Source organism: Streptomyces sp. NPDC030995 (assembly GCF_055571215.1).
In genome coordinates this window covers 152,557-167,242 of record NZ_JBVIFS010000018.1, presented here as the reverse complement: position 1 = coordinate 167,242, position 14,686 = coordinate 152,557, and the positions used below count along the sequence as shown (strand labels likewise).

15 protein-coding genes and 1 pseudogene are annotated in these 14,686 nt (G+C 71.7%); 8 read left to right on the top strand and 8 right to left on the bottom strand.

The annotated features are described in order from the left end of the window. Both ACZ45T_RS25550 and ACZ45T_RS25545 read left to right on the top strand, forming a co-directional pair. On the top strand, positions 1 to 463 hold a 463-nt coding region (locus ACZ45T_RS25550; RefSeq protein ID WP_468445063.1), incomplete at its 5' end, for an IS5 family transposase. Positions 464 to 594: 131 nt separating this feature from the next. Continuing rightward, positions 595 to 1,715 (top strand): annotated as a pseudogene (locus ACZ45T_RS25545) (IS630 family transposase). Between the two features lie 34 nt (positions 1,716 to 1,749). Here ACZ45T_RS25545 and ACZ45T_RS25540 read toward each other — a convergent pair. Further along, complete coding sequence (locus tag ACZ45T_RS25540; RefSeq protein WP_468445061.1) at positions 1,750 to 2,223, bottom strand: GNAT family N-acetyltransferase; 474 nt, start codon at positions 2,221 to 2,223, stop codon at positions 1,750 to 1,752. 102 nt (positions 2,224 to 2,325) lie between these two features. Continuing rightward, positions 2,326 to 3,411: a DUF5937 family protein gene (locus ACZ45T_RS25535; protein ID WP_468445059.1), complete on the bottom strand. Its 1,086-nt coding sequence runs from the start codon at positions 3,409 to 3,411 to the stop codon at positions 2,326 to 2,328. A gap of 98 nt (positions 3,412 to 3,509) precedes the next feature. On the opposite strand from ACZ45T_RS25535, the gene ACZ45T_RS25530 reads away from it, so the two are divergent. Next, complete coding sequence (locus tag ACZ45T_RS25530; protein ID WP_468445057.1) at positions 3,510 to 4,739, top strand: MFS transporter; 1,230 nt, start codon at positions 3,510 to 3,512, stop codon at positions 4,737 to 4,739. 81 nt (positions 4,740 to 4,820) lie between these two features. Here the strand turns inward: ACZ45T_RS25530 and ACZ45T_RS25525 are convergent, their stop codons facing one another. The 5 genes from ACZ45T_RS25525 to ACZ45T_RS25505 all read right to left on the bottom strand — a co-directional run bounded on the left by ACZ45T_RS25525 (position 4,821) and on the right by ACZ45T_RS25505 (position 8,387). Then, entirely contained in the window at positions 4,821 to 5,405 is a 585-nt protein-coding gene (locus tag ACZ45T_RS25525; RefSeq protein ID WP_468445055.1) for a hypothetical protein, read from the bottom strand. A gap of 190 nt (positions 5,406 to 5,595) precedes the next feature. Beyond that, a complete protein-coding gene (locus ACZ45T_RS25520) occupies positions 5,596 to 6,306 on the bottom strand; it encodes a DUF6766 family protein (RefSeq protein ID WP_468445053.1) in 711 nt (236 codons plus the stop codon). A gap of 82 nt (positions 6,307 to 6,388) precedes the next feature. Then, positions 6,389 to 6,880, bottom strand: a complete 492-nt coding sequence (locus tag ACZ45T_RS25515; protein ID WP_468445051.1) for a hypothetical protein — start codon at positions 6,878 to 6,880, stop codon at positions 6,389 to 6,391. Positions 6,881 to 7,035: 155 nt separating this feature from the next. After that, positions 7,036 to 8,085, bottom strand: coding sequence for a YihY/virulence factor BrkB family protein (locus tag ACZ45T_RS25510; protein ID WP_468445049.1), 1,050 nt, complete (start codon positions 8,083 to 8,085; stop codon positions 7,036 to 7,038). Between the two features lie 104 nt (positions 8,086 to 8,189). Then, positions 8,190 to 8,387: a hypothetical protein gene (locus ACZ45T_RS25505; RefSeq protein ID WP_468445047.1), complete on the bottom strand. Its 198-nt coding sequence runs from the start codon at positions 8,385 to 8,387 to the stop codon at positions 8,190 to 8,192. 482 nt (positions 8,388 to 8,869) lie between these two features. On the opposite strand from ACZ45T_RS25505, the gene ACZ45T_RS25500 reads away from it, so the two are divergent. The 5 genes from ACZ45T_RS25500 to ACZ45T_RS25480 all read left to right on the top strand — a co-directional run bounded on the left by ACZ45T_RS25500 (position 8,870) and on the right by ACZ45T_RS25480 (position 14,130). After that, positions 8,870 to 9,397 carry a PadR family transcriptional regulator gene (locus ACZ45T_RS25500; RefSeq protein WP_385284024.1) on the top strand — a complete coding sequence of 176 codons (528 nt, stop codon included), beginning with the start codon at positions 8,870 to 8,872 and terminating at the stop codon, positions 9,395 to 9,397. Positions 9,398 to 9,552: 155 nt separating this feature from the next. Continuing rightward, complete coding sequence (gene rfbH / locus ACZ45T_RS25495; RefSeq protein ID WP_468445044.1) at positions 9,553 to 10,863, top strand: lipopolysaccharide biosynthesis protein RfbH; 1,311 nt, start codon at positions 9,553 to 9,555, stop codon at positions 10,861 to 10,863. Continuing rightward, positions 10,860 to 12,257, top strand: coding sequence for an NDP-hexose 2,3-dehydratase family protein (locus ACZ45T_RS25490; RefSeq protein ID WP_468445042.1), 1,398 nt, complete (start codon positions 10,860 to 10,862; stop codon positions 12,255 to 12,257). Before rfbH ends, ACZ45T_RS25490 begins: the two co-directional genes overlap by 4 nt. Further along, positions 12,254 to 13,237, top strand: a complete 984-nt coding sequence (locus ACZ45T_RS25485) for a Gfo/Idh/MocA family protein (protein ID WP_468445040.1) — start codon at positions 12,254 to 12,256, stop codon at positions 13,235 to 13,237. The genes ACZ45T_RS25490 and ACZ45T_RS25485 overlap by 4 nt, the downstream gene beginning before the upstream one ends. After that, positions 13,234 to 14,130 carry an NAD-dependent epimerase/dehydratase family protein gene (locus ACZ45T_RS25480; RefSeq protein ID WP_468445038.1) on the top strand — a complete coding sequence of 299 codons (897 nt, stop codon included), beginning with the start codon at positions 13,234 to 13,236 and terminating at the stop codon, positions 14,128 to 14,130. The genes ACZ45T_RS25485 and ACZ45T_RS25480 overlap by 4 nt, the downstream gene beginning before the upstream one ends. Here the strand turns inward: ACZ45T_RS25480 and ACZ45T_RS25475 are convergent. Next, the gene (locus ACZ45T_RS25475) at positions 14,120 to 14,623 is read right to left on the bottom strand and encodes a hemerythrin domain-containing protein (protein ID WP_468445036.1); all 504 of its coding nucleotides are present in this window, start codon (positions 14,621 to 14,623) and stop codon (positions 14,120 to 14,122) included. The two genes, ACZ45T_RS25480 and ACZ45T_RS25475, sit on opposite strands and share 11 nt — an antisense overlap. Between the last annotated feature and the right edge of the window lie 63 nt (positions 14,624 to 14,686).

Sequence of the window (14,686 nt, the reverse complement as noted above, 5' to 3'; positions counted from 1 at the left end):
GATTCATCTCGCCGCGGACCGCAGGTGCCGTCCGCTCGCGTTGGTCCTGACCGCCGGGCAGGCCGGGGACAGCCCGCAGTTCGTTCCCGTGCTCGAGAAGGTGAGAGTCCGCCTGCCCGTCGGCCGTCCCCGCTCGAGGCCCGGTGCGGTCGCCGCGGATAAGGCCTACTCGTCCCGCGGCAACCGCTCCTACCTGCGCAGACGCGGTATCAAGGCAGTCATCCCGGAAAAGCGGGACCAGGCCGCCAACCGCAAGAAGAAGGGCGCACGAGGCGGCCGACCCGTGAGCCACGACGCCGACCTCTACAAGGAACGGAACACGGTTGAGCGCCTGATCAACAAGCTGAAGGCCTGGCGAGGCATCGCCACCCGATACGACAAGACCCCGGACAGCTACCTCGCCGGCCTCCACCTCCGCGCCTCAATGATCTGGGTCGACGACCTACTGAAGACCGCCGAATGATCACGACATCACACAGGCCCTAGCCCCAGCTAGTGCTGTGACCGAGATGGTTCACCGGGTTGCGGCTCGCGGTGGTGGTTGCCGTGCCGGTTGGATGTGAACCGACAAGCCGTCCGACAGGTGGAGGCGTGGTGGCAGAGCCCGTTCGAGTCCGAAGGCTGACCGATCAGGAAGGGCAGCGGTTACAGCAGATCGTGCGCCGGGGCAGCACCAGCTCGGTGCGCTACCGGCGCGCGATGATGCTGCTCGCCTCGGCCGGCGGGAACCGCGTGCCGGTCATCGCCCAGCTGGTCCAAGCCGACGAGGACACAGTCCGCGACGTGATCCACCGGTTCAACGAGATCGGGCTGGCCTGCTTGGACCCTCAGTGGGCGGGAGGCCGTCCCCGCCTGCTCAGCCATGACGACGAGGACTTCGTCGTGGCGACGGCCACCACCCGCCCGGCCAAGCTCGGCCAGCCCTTCACCCGCTGGTCCCTGCGCAAGCTCGTCGCCTACCTGCGCAAGGTTCACGGCCGGGTGATCCGCATCGGCCGCGAGGCCCTGCGCTGCCTGCTTGCCCGCCGCGGCATCACCTTCCAGCGGACCAAGACCTGGAAGGAGTCCACCGACCCCGAGCGCGACGCCAAGCTGGACCGCATCGAGCACGTCCTGGAGCACTTCCCCGACCGTGTCTTCGCCTTCGACGAGTTCGGGCCGCTCGGCATCCGCCCCACCGGCGGGTCCTGCTGGGCCGAAATCGGCCGCCCCGACCGGATCCCGGCGACCTACCACCGCACCCACGGCGTCACCTACTTCCACGGCTGCTACTCCATCCGCGACGACACCCTGTGGGGCGTCAACCGCCGCCACAAGGGAGCCGCCAACACGTGGGCGGCCCTGAAGTCGATCCGCGTCGCCCGCCCGGACGGCGCCCGAACTACGTGATCATGGACAACCTGTCCGCCCACAGGGGCACCAAGATCCGCGCCTGGGCGCGGAAGAACCGGGTCGGGCTGTGCTTCACTCCGACGAACGCTTCCTGGGCCAACCCGATCGAGGCCCACTTCGGGCCGCTGCGACAGTTCACCCTGGCCAACTCCCACCACCCCAACCACACCGTCCAGACCCGGGCCCTGCACGCCTACCTGCGCTGGCGAAACGCCAACGCGCGGCACCCTGATGTGCTGGGCGCCCAGCGCAAAGAGCGCGCCCGGATCCGCAGTGAGAAAGGTATCCGCTGGGGCGGACGCCCCCTCGCCGACGCGGCATGACCGGATCAGTGTGTCCGGTCCGCGGGGGCGCGGTTCACCATGCACCGTCCGGTGTCCAGCGCAGAGTCATGTCGGGCAGGTTCTCCATGTTCCGGTGGCCATCGCTGGTGTCGAGGACTGTGAAGCCGTGGAGCTCGTAGAACGCGCGGGCATCGGCGTTCTGCTGGAAGACGTGCAGGGACACCCCGTCAGGGCTGTGCCGTCTGACCTCGTCGAGCAGGAGCGTGCCGATGCCCTGGCGGCGGACATCCGGTCGCAGATAGAGGTGTTCGAGCATGTCCCCCTCAAGGGCGGCATAGCCGAGGATCTCTCCATCGCGCACCGCCACCCACGTCCGGCATGACGTGAGCAGGACATCCTCGACCCATCGGGCGACCTGGTCGTGGCTGCGCTTCTGCGGAGGCAGGTAAGGCATCGTCGCCACCCGAGAGGTCATGTGGATACGTGCGATCGACGCCGCGTCTGCCACGCGCGCGAAACGAATCTCAGTTTTGCCAACATCACTCACGGCGGAAACCTACTGCGCCAGCCGAAACACAAGCCAGCGGATAACCCGGTGAACCATCCCGGTCACAGCGCTAGACCGCACGGTCCGGCGGACCGCGGCCGCTCAGCGCAGTACGGCCGCCAGCAGGTCGGCGCCCAGCGCCGTCAGGTCGGGCAGGTTGAGGGTGTACCGGACGTAACGACCGTGCCGCCGGGCCGTGAGCAGGCCCGCGCGGCGCAGGACGGCGAGGTGGCGGGACACCTCCGGGGGTGAGAGCTCCCAGGTGTGGGCCAGCTCACCGGTGGTGTGCGGGCCGCGGGCCAGGGTGCGCAGCAGCCGCATCCGTACGGGATGTGCGAGTGCCTCCAGCCGTAGGGTGACGGTTTCCAGCGATACCGGCTCTGCTGGGCCCTGCTCGGCCACGGGGTACTGCACCACCGGCTGCCACCCGGGTGCGTGGACCACCACCAGGTGCGGGCTGCCGAAGACGCTGGGGATGAAGGTGACCCCGGCGCCGTGGGCGGCCGTCGCCTTGTCCTGCAGCTTGTCCACGATGATGGAGTCGCCGTCCGGTGCCAGGGTGACCGCGCCGGAGACCGATGCGAGTGCCGCCCCGATGCCCTGCCGCTTCAGCAGGTCGTTCTTCCGGCGCAGGTCGGCGGCGAGCTGCACGGCGACGCCCGCCCAGGCGGCGTCGAAGAAGGCCTCGGCGCACTGTTCGAGGGTGTGTCGCACCCGTGCCCGCACAGCGGCCGGGTCCGCGAGCAGCCGTTCCGCGAAGGCCTCTTGCCGCGCGCCGCGGGCCTGGGCCAGGTCCAGGGCCCGCTCGCGCGCGGTCGCGTCGGTGAGCGGCGACGGCGCGGCGAAGTGGACCCGGTTGCCGCCGCACGTGGTGACGAGCGCGGCGGTCACATACGTTTCGTCGTCGATCCGGTCCACCTCGTCCAACTCCTCGGCGAGGGTGGGCCGAGGCCGGGCGGGGATCAGGAAGTCGGCTTGTGAGGAACGCCAGAGGAACTCCGCCTCCCGCAACCGCTCGGCCAGCTCCGGCCGCAGTCCGGCCCAGACGTCCCCGGCCCAGCCGGCGAGGTGCGGGTGATGCCCGGGTTCGGCCAGTACGTGCAGCATCGCGGTCAGCTCGGCCAGCGGGGAGGCGGCGAACCGCAGTCGCTCGGACGGCAGGCCGCTGATGTCGATCTTCAAGGTCACCCTTCATCATCACCGACCGGACGGCCGGCGACGGGGTCGGTTGACGGTGTCCGTCAACCGACGTGGCCGGCCCGGCGTCCGAACGCACCGTTGGCGCCATGCCAACCACCACCAAGATCCGGCCCCGCGCCCTCGTCCGTGCCTCCGGAGGCCCCCGCTACGCCGTCGCACTGGCCGTGGACGCGCTCGGCACCGGCCTGCTGCGGCCCTTCCTGCTGCTCTACGGAGTGACGGTGCTGAGGCTGTCCGCGCCGGCCACCGGCATCGCCATGACGGTCGGCGTCGTCGTGGGTCTGGTGTGCATGCCCGCGGTGGGCCGATGGCTGGACCGGGGCGCACGCAGCACGGTCGTGGCAGCGTCGATGCTGGTGCGGGTGCTGGGCGTGGCGCTGCTGCTGGCCACCCCGGCGGGGCACGTCTGGCTGTTCGCGACGGCGGCGCTCTTCCTCGGCATCGGCAACCAGGCATGGCCGGCCGCCCACGCGGCTCTCGTGGCCACGGTCGCCCACGGCCGGGAACGCGACGTCGCTCTCGCGGGAGGCCGCGCCCTGCGCAACGCCGGCCTGGGCGCGGGCGCGCTCCTCGCCACCGCATGCCTGGCGGGCGGCACCACGGCACTGCAGGCGCTGGCGGCCGTCACCGGGCTCGCCTATCTCACCGCGGCGGCCCTGGCGTGGTCGGTCCACGTACACGCGCATCCGGCCGCTACCCCGGCGGAGGACGGGGAGGCCGCGCCCGCACCCCGGATGCGCGCGCTGCTGGCCGCCAACGTGGTCTACGTCTTCTGCCTCAACGTGCCCGAAATCGCGCTCCCTCTGGTCCTGGTGACACAGTTGCACGCATCCCCGGTGTGGTCGGCAGCCATCTTCGTGGCCAACACGGTGCTGGTGGTCACCCTGCAGGTTCCGGTCACCGTCCTGATGTCCCGCTTCTCCCGGCGGGCCGTGCTGGCTCTCGCCGGTGTGGTACTCACCGCGTCCTACCTCGGCTTCCTCGCGGCCACCTCACTGCACGGCTGGGGTGCCCCGGCCGTCGCCGCGGTGTCCGTGGTCTGCACCATCGGCGAGATCATCTTTGCCGGCAGCGCCACGGCGCTCGTCACCACCCTCGCCCCGGCGCATGCCCTGGGACGCACCCTCGCCCGCTTCGAGCTCTCCACGGGGTTCGGCCTCGCCGTCTCCCCGGCCGTCATCACCACGCTCGCACCCCACGGCTCGACCGCCCTCTGGGGCAGCCTCGCCGCTGCGACGCTCCTGTCCGCCTCCGCCGTGGCCACCGAGAACAAGGCGACGTCCGGCACCACGTCCCGTGCCCCGTCCCTCAGGTGACGACGCTGCGGGGCCTCGCGGGCGGAGCGGTCCTTCGTACGCCCTAGTGCTGTGACCGGAAAGGTTCACCGGGTCACAGCACTAGCCGACGGGGCCCGAGCGGGCCCGGGCCCGGTCGCGGAACCACGCGCCCGCCCCCACCAGTACCGCCACCCCCACCCCGTACAGGGGCAGCCACAGGGTCGTCGTGGCCGCCAGGCACTCGGCAACGGCCTTACGGGCCTGGACGTCCTGGGCGAACGCCAGGGCGGCGCCGTCGCTGCCGGCGAGGCTCCCCAGCGCGGCCTCCGCCTGGAGGGCCTCGTACCTGCCCAGGAGCTCGCACTCGCTGCGCGTGGCCGGCATCGGGAACAGCCAGGCCCGGCGTTGCAGCAAGGGGGCGAGCGCGATCGCCACGCACAGGCCGACGACCAGCGCGTACGCGACCAGGCCGCGCATGTACGCCGAGCGGATGTCCGGCGTCCACGCCGCCCGCCGCTGGAAGGCGAGCATCACCGCAAGGAGCGTCACCCCGATGAACGTGGCGAACCACTGCCACGAGCCCTGGGCGAGCGCGAAGGTCAGCACCGCGGCGAGTCCGATGCCGATGACACCGGGAGCGGGAAGGTCGTCGCGCTCTGCGGCGGATGCCGGCCTCGGGGTCATAGGGGGGCTGGGAGCACTCACGGGCCTCTCCTGCAGGGGGGAGTCATCAGCATCCTCCACGGCACGCCGCAGCCCCGGGCGCCATGCCGTAGGGGCCCGGCGCGATGCGCCGACTGCCCACGACCTCGCCCATGGAGGCACCGGTGCACTACGAGCCGACGGGCTCGTGCTGCGACCGCAGCCGGTGCCACGGGCCGTACGGCCGCAGGCGTCAGCTCTCGACGCCGGTGGAGGTGTGGGCAGCGCCTACGGGTTTGGACTCGGGTGAGCCCCGCTGGCGCAGGTACACGGAGAGGATGACCATGGCGGCAACCGCCAGGAGCTCGGACTGCCAGTTCTGCAGGGTGCGGCTCCAGAAGTCCGGCAGCGTCAGGTACGTGCCCCAGCCGACAGGGTCCTGGAGCTGGCGCAGCCGCTGCTCGTCATAGGCCGCCGTACCCGAAACCGACTGGGCGAACCAGGACGCCACGAACAGGAACCCCATGACGAGGCCCAGCGAGCGCGAGTACAGCCGCTGCCTCCAGTCCTTCGTGCCGGCCCAGCGGGGCGACTCCTTCCGCGCGTGATCGCCCAGGCGCTGTTCCCGGTCCGACTCCGTACCGATCTTGTGCAGTTCCTTGGACTCGGGGGACCCCCGCTGGACCAGCCACACGGTGCCGAAGATGTAGAGGGAGAACTGCAGGAACTCCGACTGCCAGTTCTCGCTGACGTCCACGGCGAAGTCGGAGGTCGTCACGTACTCGCCCAGGCTGATCCGCTGGAGGCCGTCGACGGTGAGCTGGTCGTTGAACTCAGCGTGTCCGGCGATGGCCTGCGCGACCAGGACCAGCAGGAACGCGGTCCCGAAGGTCAGGGTGAGGCTGTTGTCCCGCCAGAACCCGCTGCGCCGCGGTGCCTCGTGCGGATCGTCATCGTCACTCATCGGTGCATCGCTCCGATCGCGATGAAGTATCCGAGTCCGCCCACCACCACGACGAGACAGGTCACGAAGAGGAAGCGCATCCTCAGCCGCCCTTCAGCGCACACTGGTAGGGCTGCTCCCCCTGGGGGGTACAGCCGGCCGCCACGACCTTCCATCCGCCCTTGAACTGCGACAGGAACAGCGTGTCGCCGTCGAGGCGCAGCATGGCTTGCCGTCCGTACACCTCGGTCGCGCGCACCGCTCTCGCCGTCGGCAGCTTCTGCGCCCCGATCGCCTCCGCGCACGTCTGCTGTTCGTCCTGCTCCAGTTGCCCGAGCGTTTCGGGCGCCAGCAGCCGGCAGGCCGCCTCGTGGTTTCCGGAGGCCAGGGCGCCTTCGAACCGCTCGCCGGCGGCCCGTGCCCCGTCCAGCCGGGCCGCGGATGCTCCGCACCCGCCGATGAGCACACCGACGGCACCTGCCCACAGGACGGCGCGAACGGCCCTCGCCGTCGCCGTCGCCCTCGCCCTGGCCGTCGCCGTCGCCCTCGGTGATCTCATCGGCGAACCCGCTCCGGACAGCAGGATCAGATTCACGCGACTTCTCCTCGCGCAGGGCACCACGGCAACGACATCTTCTACGTATGCCCGCGCACGCCCTCGAATCCGACCGGTTCCCCGCACTCCACCCGACCGGCCCCCCGCCGCAGGAAGCGGGGCCTACGTCGCGGGCCGCGCCGTTCCCCTCGCGCTCACCGCTCCATGCGGCGTTGGTCCGCCTCGCTCCAGGCCCGGGTGTCACGCGGCCGGACGTAAGGCTCGTCGCCCTCGGGCAGACCGCCGGCGATCGCCCGCTGACGACTCAGTTCCGCGTCGAACTCCAGCCCGAGGAGGATCGCGAGGTTGGTGATCCACAACCAGACCAGGAAGACGATCACGCCGGCGAGCGTGCCGTACGTCTTGTTGTACGAGCCGAAGTTCGCGGCGTAGAACGCGAAGCCGGCCGAGGCGACCATCCAGATGACCAGGGCCAGGAAACTGCCCGGGGTCACCCACTTGAATCCGCGGCCCTTGGCGTTCGGCGCCGCCCAGTACAAGAGCGCGATCATGATCGTGACGAGGAGGACCAGGACCGGCCACTTCGCGATCGACCACACCGTCAGCGCACTGTCACCGATCCCCAGGGCCGCACCGGCCTGCTGTGCCAGGCTGCCGGTGAAGACCACGATGAGCGCGCTGGCGCAGGCGAGCACCATCAGCGTGACGGTGAGTGCCAGGCGCAGCGGCAGCAGCACCTTCCACACCGGTCGGCCCTCGGGCATGTCGTAGACGGCGTTCGAGGAGCGGATGAACGCGGCGATGTAGCCGGAGGCCGACCACACCGCGACGACCAGGCCCACGATGGCCACCAGGGACCCGACATCGGCGTTGCCCTGTAGCTGCTGCACCGCGTTGGTGATCACGTCCCGGGCGGCGCCCGGAGTCAGGCTGCGCAGGTTGTCCAGGACCCTCTGCGTCGTCGACTCACCCGCGATGCCGAGCACGGACACCAGCACCAGCAGGGCCGGGAAGAGCGCCAGCACGCCGTAGTAGGTCAGCGCGGCGGCCCGGTCGGCCAGCTCGTCGTCCTTGAACTCCTTCAGCGTGCCGCGCAGCACTTTTTTCCAGGACCGCTCGGGCAGTTCGGAGAGCTGGTCCGGTGCCCGTTCCTCGACCTGCTCGTCGGGGCCCGCCTCGATCTGCCGGCCGCCGTCCACTCGCTCGGGTTCACCGCCATGGTCCCGCTTCGGTAGGTGCTTCATGTCCTGCGGCTTTCCAGTTCAGCGCCAGTCATGTCAAGGCACCCGATCCCACGTGTCCGGCGCAGCCCACAGCCGGGGGGACCGCCGACGCGGGACCGCTCGGTTCAGTCGGCGCTGCGGGCGTCGAAGGCAACGTCGTCCACGGCGCAGATGTGCGCGGACATGTTGCGGCTCATCATCCGCAGGGCCGCGTCGGCCAGGTCGGCGTCGATGGGAGCCGCCGCCGCTCCGCTCCGCTCCGCGCGGCGCGGCGCGGCGCGGCGCGGCGCGGCGCGGCGCGGCGCGGCGCGGCGAACGCCCACCGGCACGCCTGACCGCGGGCGGCAGGCCGCACGGCCCACGACCACCCGTGGCCGTGGGCCGGAGCCGGACGTGGCCTGTCCGTGGCTGTCCGTCGCCCCGCCCGGCTCCGGTAGCGCAAGATCGCGCCGCGGTCAGCGGTCGGTTCGGAGGGGTTTGGCACTTCCAGGACCGGGCAGGCGTCTGTCGCAGCCCCGCCCAGCGGGGCTGACCAGCTCTTCCGGGCCAGCCGTGCCCGTGGGGTCTGGACGCCCGGCGACGCCAGCGAGGGTGCGTCGCCGTCTCGATGCCCGGGCCCATTCGAGCCGCGAATGCGGCACGCGGACGGCCAAGGCCGACTATGTGTCGTCCGCAACCGTGGCAGTTCGCAGCCGCAGACCGGGCAGGACCAGGGGCTGACACGACGATATTATGTCTCATTCGACAGGTCGAGTAAGATATAATCCCGCCTTGACCCCCTGATCCGCACGCCGAAGGAGACCGCATGTCTCTACGCCACGCGGTGCTCGGCCTGCTCGCGGGCCACCCGGCGAGCGGCTACGAGCTGGCCAAGCACTTCCAGCGCACCCTCCCGCACATCTGGTACGCGCGAAACCACCAGCTGTACCCGGAGCTGAGCCGGCTGGCCGCCGACGGGCACGTCGAGGTGGGCGAGGAGGGCCCGCGCGGCCGGCGCGTCTACGAGATCAACGACAGCGGGCGCGAGGAACTGCGGCGCTGGCTCGTCGACGTGGACTCCGACCGCACCGCGCGCAGCGAGACCTACCTGCGGGCGTTCCTGCTGTCCGCCGCCCTTGGGCGGGACGACGCCCTGCTGGCACTCGACCGGGAGGTCGGCCACTGGCGGGCCGACCGGGACGAGATGCTCGCGCTGACGAAGCACATGGCCGATGACCCGGAGGCGGACGAGGCCCATCAGCTCGCGGTGAGCATGACCCTGCGCCTGTCGGAGGCCATGCTCGGCTGGGCCGACGAGGCCCGCGCGGCGATCGAGGCGCGGCCGCAGCCCTGACCTGGCCTCGGACCGGGATTTCGAGAGCCCTTCCATCGCTCGTCAAGCGTTCCTTGCCAGCCTCGGCGCCTGTGATCGGGAACGGAAGGCTCCCGGTTCCGACGAAGGCGAGGACGGATGTACGCGACGCGCCCCCTCCCCCCGGAGGGCGTCCGATGAGTGATCACCGGGCGCTCATACTCGACGAGGTCCGCAAGTACCACGCGGAGCAGGCCGGCGGTGGCAGCCCGTTCACCCCCGGTGTCACGGAGATCTGGCCGTCCGGGGCGGTGCTCGACGAGAGCGACCGGCTCGCCCTCGTGGAGGCGGCGCTCGACCTGCGGATCGCCGCCGGGGGCATCGCGCGCCGCTTCGAGAGCTCTTTCGCCCGCCTGCTGAAGCAGCGCAAGGCCCATCTGACCAACTCGGGTTCCTCGGCGAACCTGCTGGCGCTGACCACGCTCACCTCGCCGCTCCTGGGGGACGAGCGGCTGCGGCCCGGCGACGAGGTCGTCACCGTCGCGGCGGGCTTCCCCACCACGGTCAACCCCATCCTGCAGAACGGCATGGTGCCGGTCTTCGTCGACATCGACATACCGACGTACAACGCGACGGCGGAGCGGGTCGCCGAGGCGATCGGCCCGAAGACCCGGGCCATCATGATGGCGCACACCCTGGGCAACCCCTACGAGGCCCGGGAGATCGCCGAACTCGCCGCGGAGCACGGCCTGTTCCTCATCGAGGACAACTGCGACGCCGTGGGCTCGACCTACGACGGCAGGCCCGCCGGATCCTTCGGAGACCTGTCCACGGTCAGCTTCTATCCGGCCCACCACGTGACGATGGGCGAGGGCGGCTGCGTCCTCACCTCCACTCCGCTGCTGGCCAGGATCGTGGAGTCGCTGCGCGACTGGGGCCGGGACTGCTGGTGCGAGCCCGGCGAGAGCGACACGTGCCGCAAGCGCTTCCAGTACCAGCTGGGCACCCTTCCGCAGGGGTACGACCACAAGTACGCGTTCTCCCACATCGGCTACAACCTGAAGACGACCGATCTCCAGGCCGCGCTCGGGCTGAGCCAGCTCGCCCGCATCGACGAGTTCGGCGCCGCCCGGCGCCACAACTGGAGGCGGTTGCGCGACGCCCTCGAAGGGACCCCGCACCTGATCCTCCCCGAGCCCACCCCGCTGAGCGATCCCAGCTGGTTCGGCTTCGTCATCACCCTCGCGCACGACGCGCCCTTCGCCCGCCCCGAGCTGGTCCGCTTCCTGGAGAACCGGAAGATCGGCACGCGTCAGCTGTTCGCGGGCAACCTCACCCGGCAGCCCGCCTACGCCGGGCAGCACTACCGGGTCTCCGGCACGCTGGAGAACAGCGACATCGTCACCGAGCGGACCTTCTGGGTCGGTGTCTACCCGGGGCTCACGGACGAGATGATCGATTACATCGCCTCCTCCGTGCAGGAGTTCGTCGAGGGGGCCCGGGCATGACGGTGACACGGACCGCGCCTCTCGTCCCCCGGGCCGACCCCGCGCTGCCCGCCCGGCTCGCCCGCTCGGCGGCGGCCACCGAGGGCTGGATGATGCCCACGTCGCAGGTGTCCGCGTGGCTCGCGGAGCGGGCCGCGGCCCACCCCTTCCAGGTGACGCCCATCCCCTTCCAGGCTCTCGACCGCTGGTCCTTCGAGCCGGGCACCGGCAATCTCGGGCACAGCAGCGGGCGGTTCTTCACGATCGAGGGGCTGCACGCCGTCGCCTCGGAGCCCGAGCCCCGCGCGTGGCACCAGCCGGTCATCAACCAGCCCGAGGTGGGGATACTCGGGGTGCTCGCCCGCGAGTTCGACGGTGTCCTGCACTTCCTGCTCCAGGCCAAGATGGAGCCCGGCAACCCGAACCTGCTCCAGCTCTCCCCCACCGTCCAGGCGACGCGCAGCAACTACACGCGGGCGCACCAGGGCACGGCGGTCCGCTATCTCGACCACTTCGTCAGGCCGCCGGGCAGCAGTGTGATCGCCGACGTCCTGCAGTCCGAGCACGGCGCGTGGTTCCACCGGAAGTCCAACCGCAACATGATCGTGGAGACCACGGACCAGATCCCGCTCCACCCGGACTTCTGCTGGCTGACCCTCGGGCAGATCTCCGAGCTGCTCCACCGCGACCTGACGGTCAACATGGACACCCGTACCGTGCTGTCCTGCGTGCCGGGCGCATCGCCCGCCGACAGCCACGCCCTCCACTCCGACCCGGACCTGCTGTCGTGGATCACGGACGAACGCTGCCGGCACGACGTCACCGTCCAGCGCGTCCCGCTCGCCGGTCTGCCCGGCTGGCGGACCGGCGAGCGGGCCGTGGAGCGCCCGGACGGCCGGTTCTTCCGGGTCGTGGCCGTGTCGGTGCGGGCCGGCAGCCGTGAGGTGGGCAGCTGGACGCAGCCGCTGATCGAGCCGGTGGGTATCGGGGTGGCCGCGTTCCTCCGGCGGACCATCGGGGGCCGGCAGCACGTCCTGGTGCACGCGCGCGCCGAAGGGGGCCTGCGCGAGACGATCGAGCTGGGGCCCACCGTGCAGTGCGTGCCCGGCAACTACGGGCCGCCGGGCACGGCCGGCCGGCCGCCCTTCCTCGACCTGGTGCTCGACGCGGGCACGGCCGCGGGTCGCGGCCGGATCCGCTACGACGCGCTGCACTCGGAGGAGGGCGGCCGGTTCCTGAACGCCACGAGCCGGTACCTGGTGGTGGACACCGACGAGGTGCCGGCGGATCCGCCCCGGAGCTACCGCTGGGTCACTCCGGACCAGCTCAGCACCCTCGCGGGCCACCGCCACTACGTCAACGTCCAGGCGCGCACGCTGCTCGCCTGCCTGAACGCCATGGGGACGGCCGGATGAGCGAGGCGGTGGGCCTGGGGGTGATGGGCTGTGCGGGCATCGCCAGACGGCGCATGCTCCCGGCGTTCGCGGCCGAGCCGGGCCTGCGACTCGCCGCGGTCGCCAGCCGCGACCTGGACCGGGCCCGCCGCGTAGCGCAACCGTACGGCTGCCGCCCGGTGCGGGGATACGCCGAACTGCTCACCGAGCCCGAGGTGGAGGCCGTGTACGTGCCGCTCCCCCTGGCACTGCACGCGGAGTGGGTCGAGGCCGCACTCCTCGCCGGCAAGCACGTCCTCGCCGAGAAGCCGCTGACGTCCGACCCGGCGCGCACCTCGGCCCTGCTGGCGCTCGCCCGCGCCCGCGGTCTCGTCCTGCAGGAGAACGTCCTGTTCGTGCACCACTCCCAGCACCGGCGCGTCCGACAACTGCTGGACGAGGGGGCGTTGGGAGAGCTGCGCTCGTTCCACGCCTCCTTCACGGTGCCCCGGCTGCCGGCCGGCGACATCCGCCATCAGGCGTCCCTGGGCGGTGGCGCCCTGTACGACACGGGCCTGTACCCGGTGCGGGCCGCGCTCCATCTGCTGGGGCCGCGGTTGAGCGTGGCGGGCGCCGTCCTGACGGCCGGACCCGGCCACGGCGTCGACACGTCGGGGGCCGCGCTGTTGTCCACCCCCGAGGGGGTCACCGCGCAGCTCTCGTTCGGCCTCGACCACGCCTACCGCTCCCGGTACACGCTGCAGGGCAGCACCGGCCGGGTGACCCTGGACCGTGCCTTCACACCGTCGGCGGACCATCCGCCCCTCCTGGAGCTCGAACGGAACGGAACGGTGGAGGAGATCCGGCTGGACCCCGAGGACCAGGTGGCGCGTGCGGTGGCCTCGTTCGCACGGGCCGTGCGGCGCGGCGACGACGAGCCCCGTCCGGCGATCGTGCGGCAGGCCCGGCTCCTTGAGGAGATCAGGGTGCGCGCCGGCGGTCTGCGCAAGGCCGTGCGGTGAGTGCGCGGAAGGTCCTGGTGCTCGGCGGGGGCGGCTTCGTGGGCGGCCACGTGTGCGCGGCGTTCACTGCGGCGGGCCACCCGGTCCGGTCCGCAGGCCGCGCCCAGGCCGCTCCCGACCGGCTGCCCGCACTGCTGGGGCAGGTACGGCCGGACATCGTGGTGAACGCCGCGGGCGCCGTGTGGGGCCGCACCGAGGAGCAGATGCGCGAGGACAACACGCTGTTCCCGGAGCGGCTGCTCGCGGCGCTGACGGCGCTGCGCCGGCCGCCCCGACTCGTACAGCTGGGGTCGGTGCACGAGTACGGCCCGACGCCTTCCGGGGTCGTCCTCACGGAGGACCACCCGGCTGCTCCGGTCAGTCCGTACGGCCGTACGAAGCTCGCGGGCACCCGGGCGGTGCTGGGGGCGTGCCGGGACGGCGCGCTCGACTGCGTGGTGCTGCGGGTCTCCAATGTGCTCGGGCCTGCGGCCCCGGCGGGGAGCCTGGTGGGGGTCGTCGCGGCCCGTCTGCGCGAGGCCCGCGCCGCCGGTCCGCGGGGTGTCCCCCATCCGCTGCGGCTCGCGCCTCTCGTGGACCGCCGGGACTTCGTCGACGTACGGGACGTGGCCGGCGCGGTACTGGCCGCGGCGACGGCCCCCGGCTGCTCCGGGCAGATCGTCAACATCGGGGCCGGGCGTCCGGTGGCCGTACGTGAACTGGTGCTCAGGATGGTCGAGTTGAGCGGGCTGGACGTGACCGTGGTCGAGGATCAGCCCGCGGACCAAAGCCGCGGGGCCGCGTCCTGGCAGCAGATCGACATCGCCCGTGCTGCCAGGACGCTCGGCTGGTGCCCCCGGATCGGCCTCGACCGGTCGCTGCGGGACACCCTGGCCGCCGCCCTCAGCCGGTAGGCGTCCCCCGGGTGAAGGAGTTGAGCGCGGCCACGACCTGCTCCTCCTCGTACCGGAAGTGTTCCTCCAGCGAGTCGAAGAGCCGCTCCAACTCCCGCTGGAGGCGCTCGGGGTCGGCGAGTCCTATGGTGTCGAGCAGCGCGCGGATCTCGCGCAGGCTCCGGTCGACGACGACGTGTTCCCTGCGGAGCCGGGCCAGGGCGTCGGAGAGGTGCGGGGCCTCCGCCTCCAGGGCTTGGAAGAGACCGCCGTCCTCCCTGGTGTGATGCCCGTGGAGGGCCTCGCACATGGTCAGGCAGTGCTCCTTCAGGGTCAGGCCCGCCACCGCGTCGGACACCACGGTGGTGTCGGCCGAGGCGGCTCCGGAGGTGACGGCGGCGATCTCCTCGCGGATCGCCGCCATGCGCTCGCGGAACATGTCGTGCACCTCGACCAGTTCGTCCCCGATGCCGATCGCGGGCTGCGCAGCGGCGGGCTGCCGTCCCTCTGTCATCCACGGACTCCCTTCGTCGATCCCCGCGCGGGGACGGGCGGTTCAGATGGTTCGGCCGACTCG

Coding starts and splice junctions, on each gene's coding strand:
- ACZ45T_RS25530 (WP_468445057.1), top strand. CDS start 3,510: ATGCCAACCACCACCAAGATCCGGCCCCGCGCCCTCGTCCGTGCCTCC.
- ACZ45T_RS25520 (WP_468445053.1), bottom strand. CDS start 6,306: ATGAGTGACGATGACGATCCGCACGAGGCACCGCGGCGCAGCGGGTTC.
- ACZ45T_RS25510 (WP_468445049.1), bottom strand. CDS start 8,085: ATGAAGCACCTACCGAAGCGGGACCATGGCGGTGAACCCGAGCGAGTG.
- ACZ45T_RS25500 (WP_385284024.1), top strand. CDS start 8,870: ATGTCTCTACGCCACGCGGTGCTCGGCCTGCTCGCGGGCCACCCGGCG.
- rfbH (WP_468445044.1), top strand. CDS start 9,553: ATGAGTGATCACCGGGCGCTCATACTCGACGAGGTCCGCAAGTACCAC.
- ACZ45T_RS25490 (WP_468445042.1), top strand. CDS start 10,860: ATGACGGTGACACGGACCGCGCCTCTCGTCCCCCGGGCCGACCCCGCG.
- ACZ45T_RS25485 (WP_468445040.1), top strand. CDS start 12,254: ATGAGCGAGGCGGTGGGCCTGGGGGTGATGGGCTGTGCGGGCATCGCC.
- ACZ45T_RS25475 (WP_468445036.1), bottom strand. CDS start 14,623: ATGACAGAGGGACGGCAGCCCGCCGCTGCGCAGCCCGCGATCGGCATC.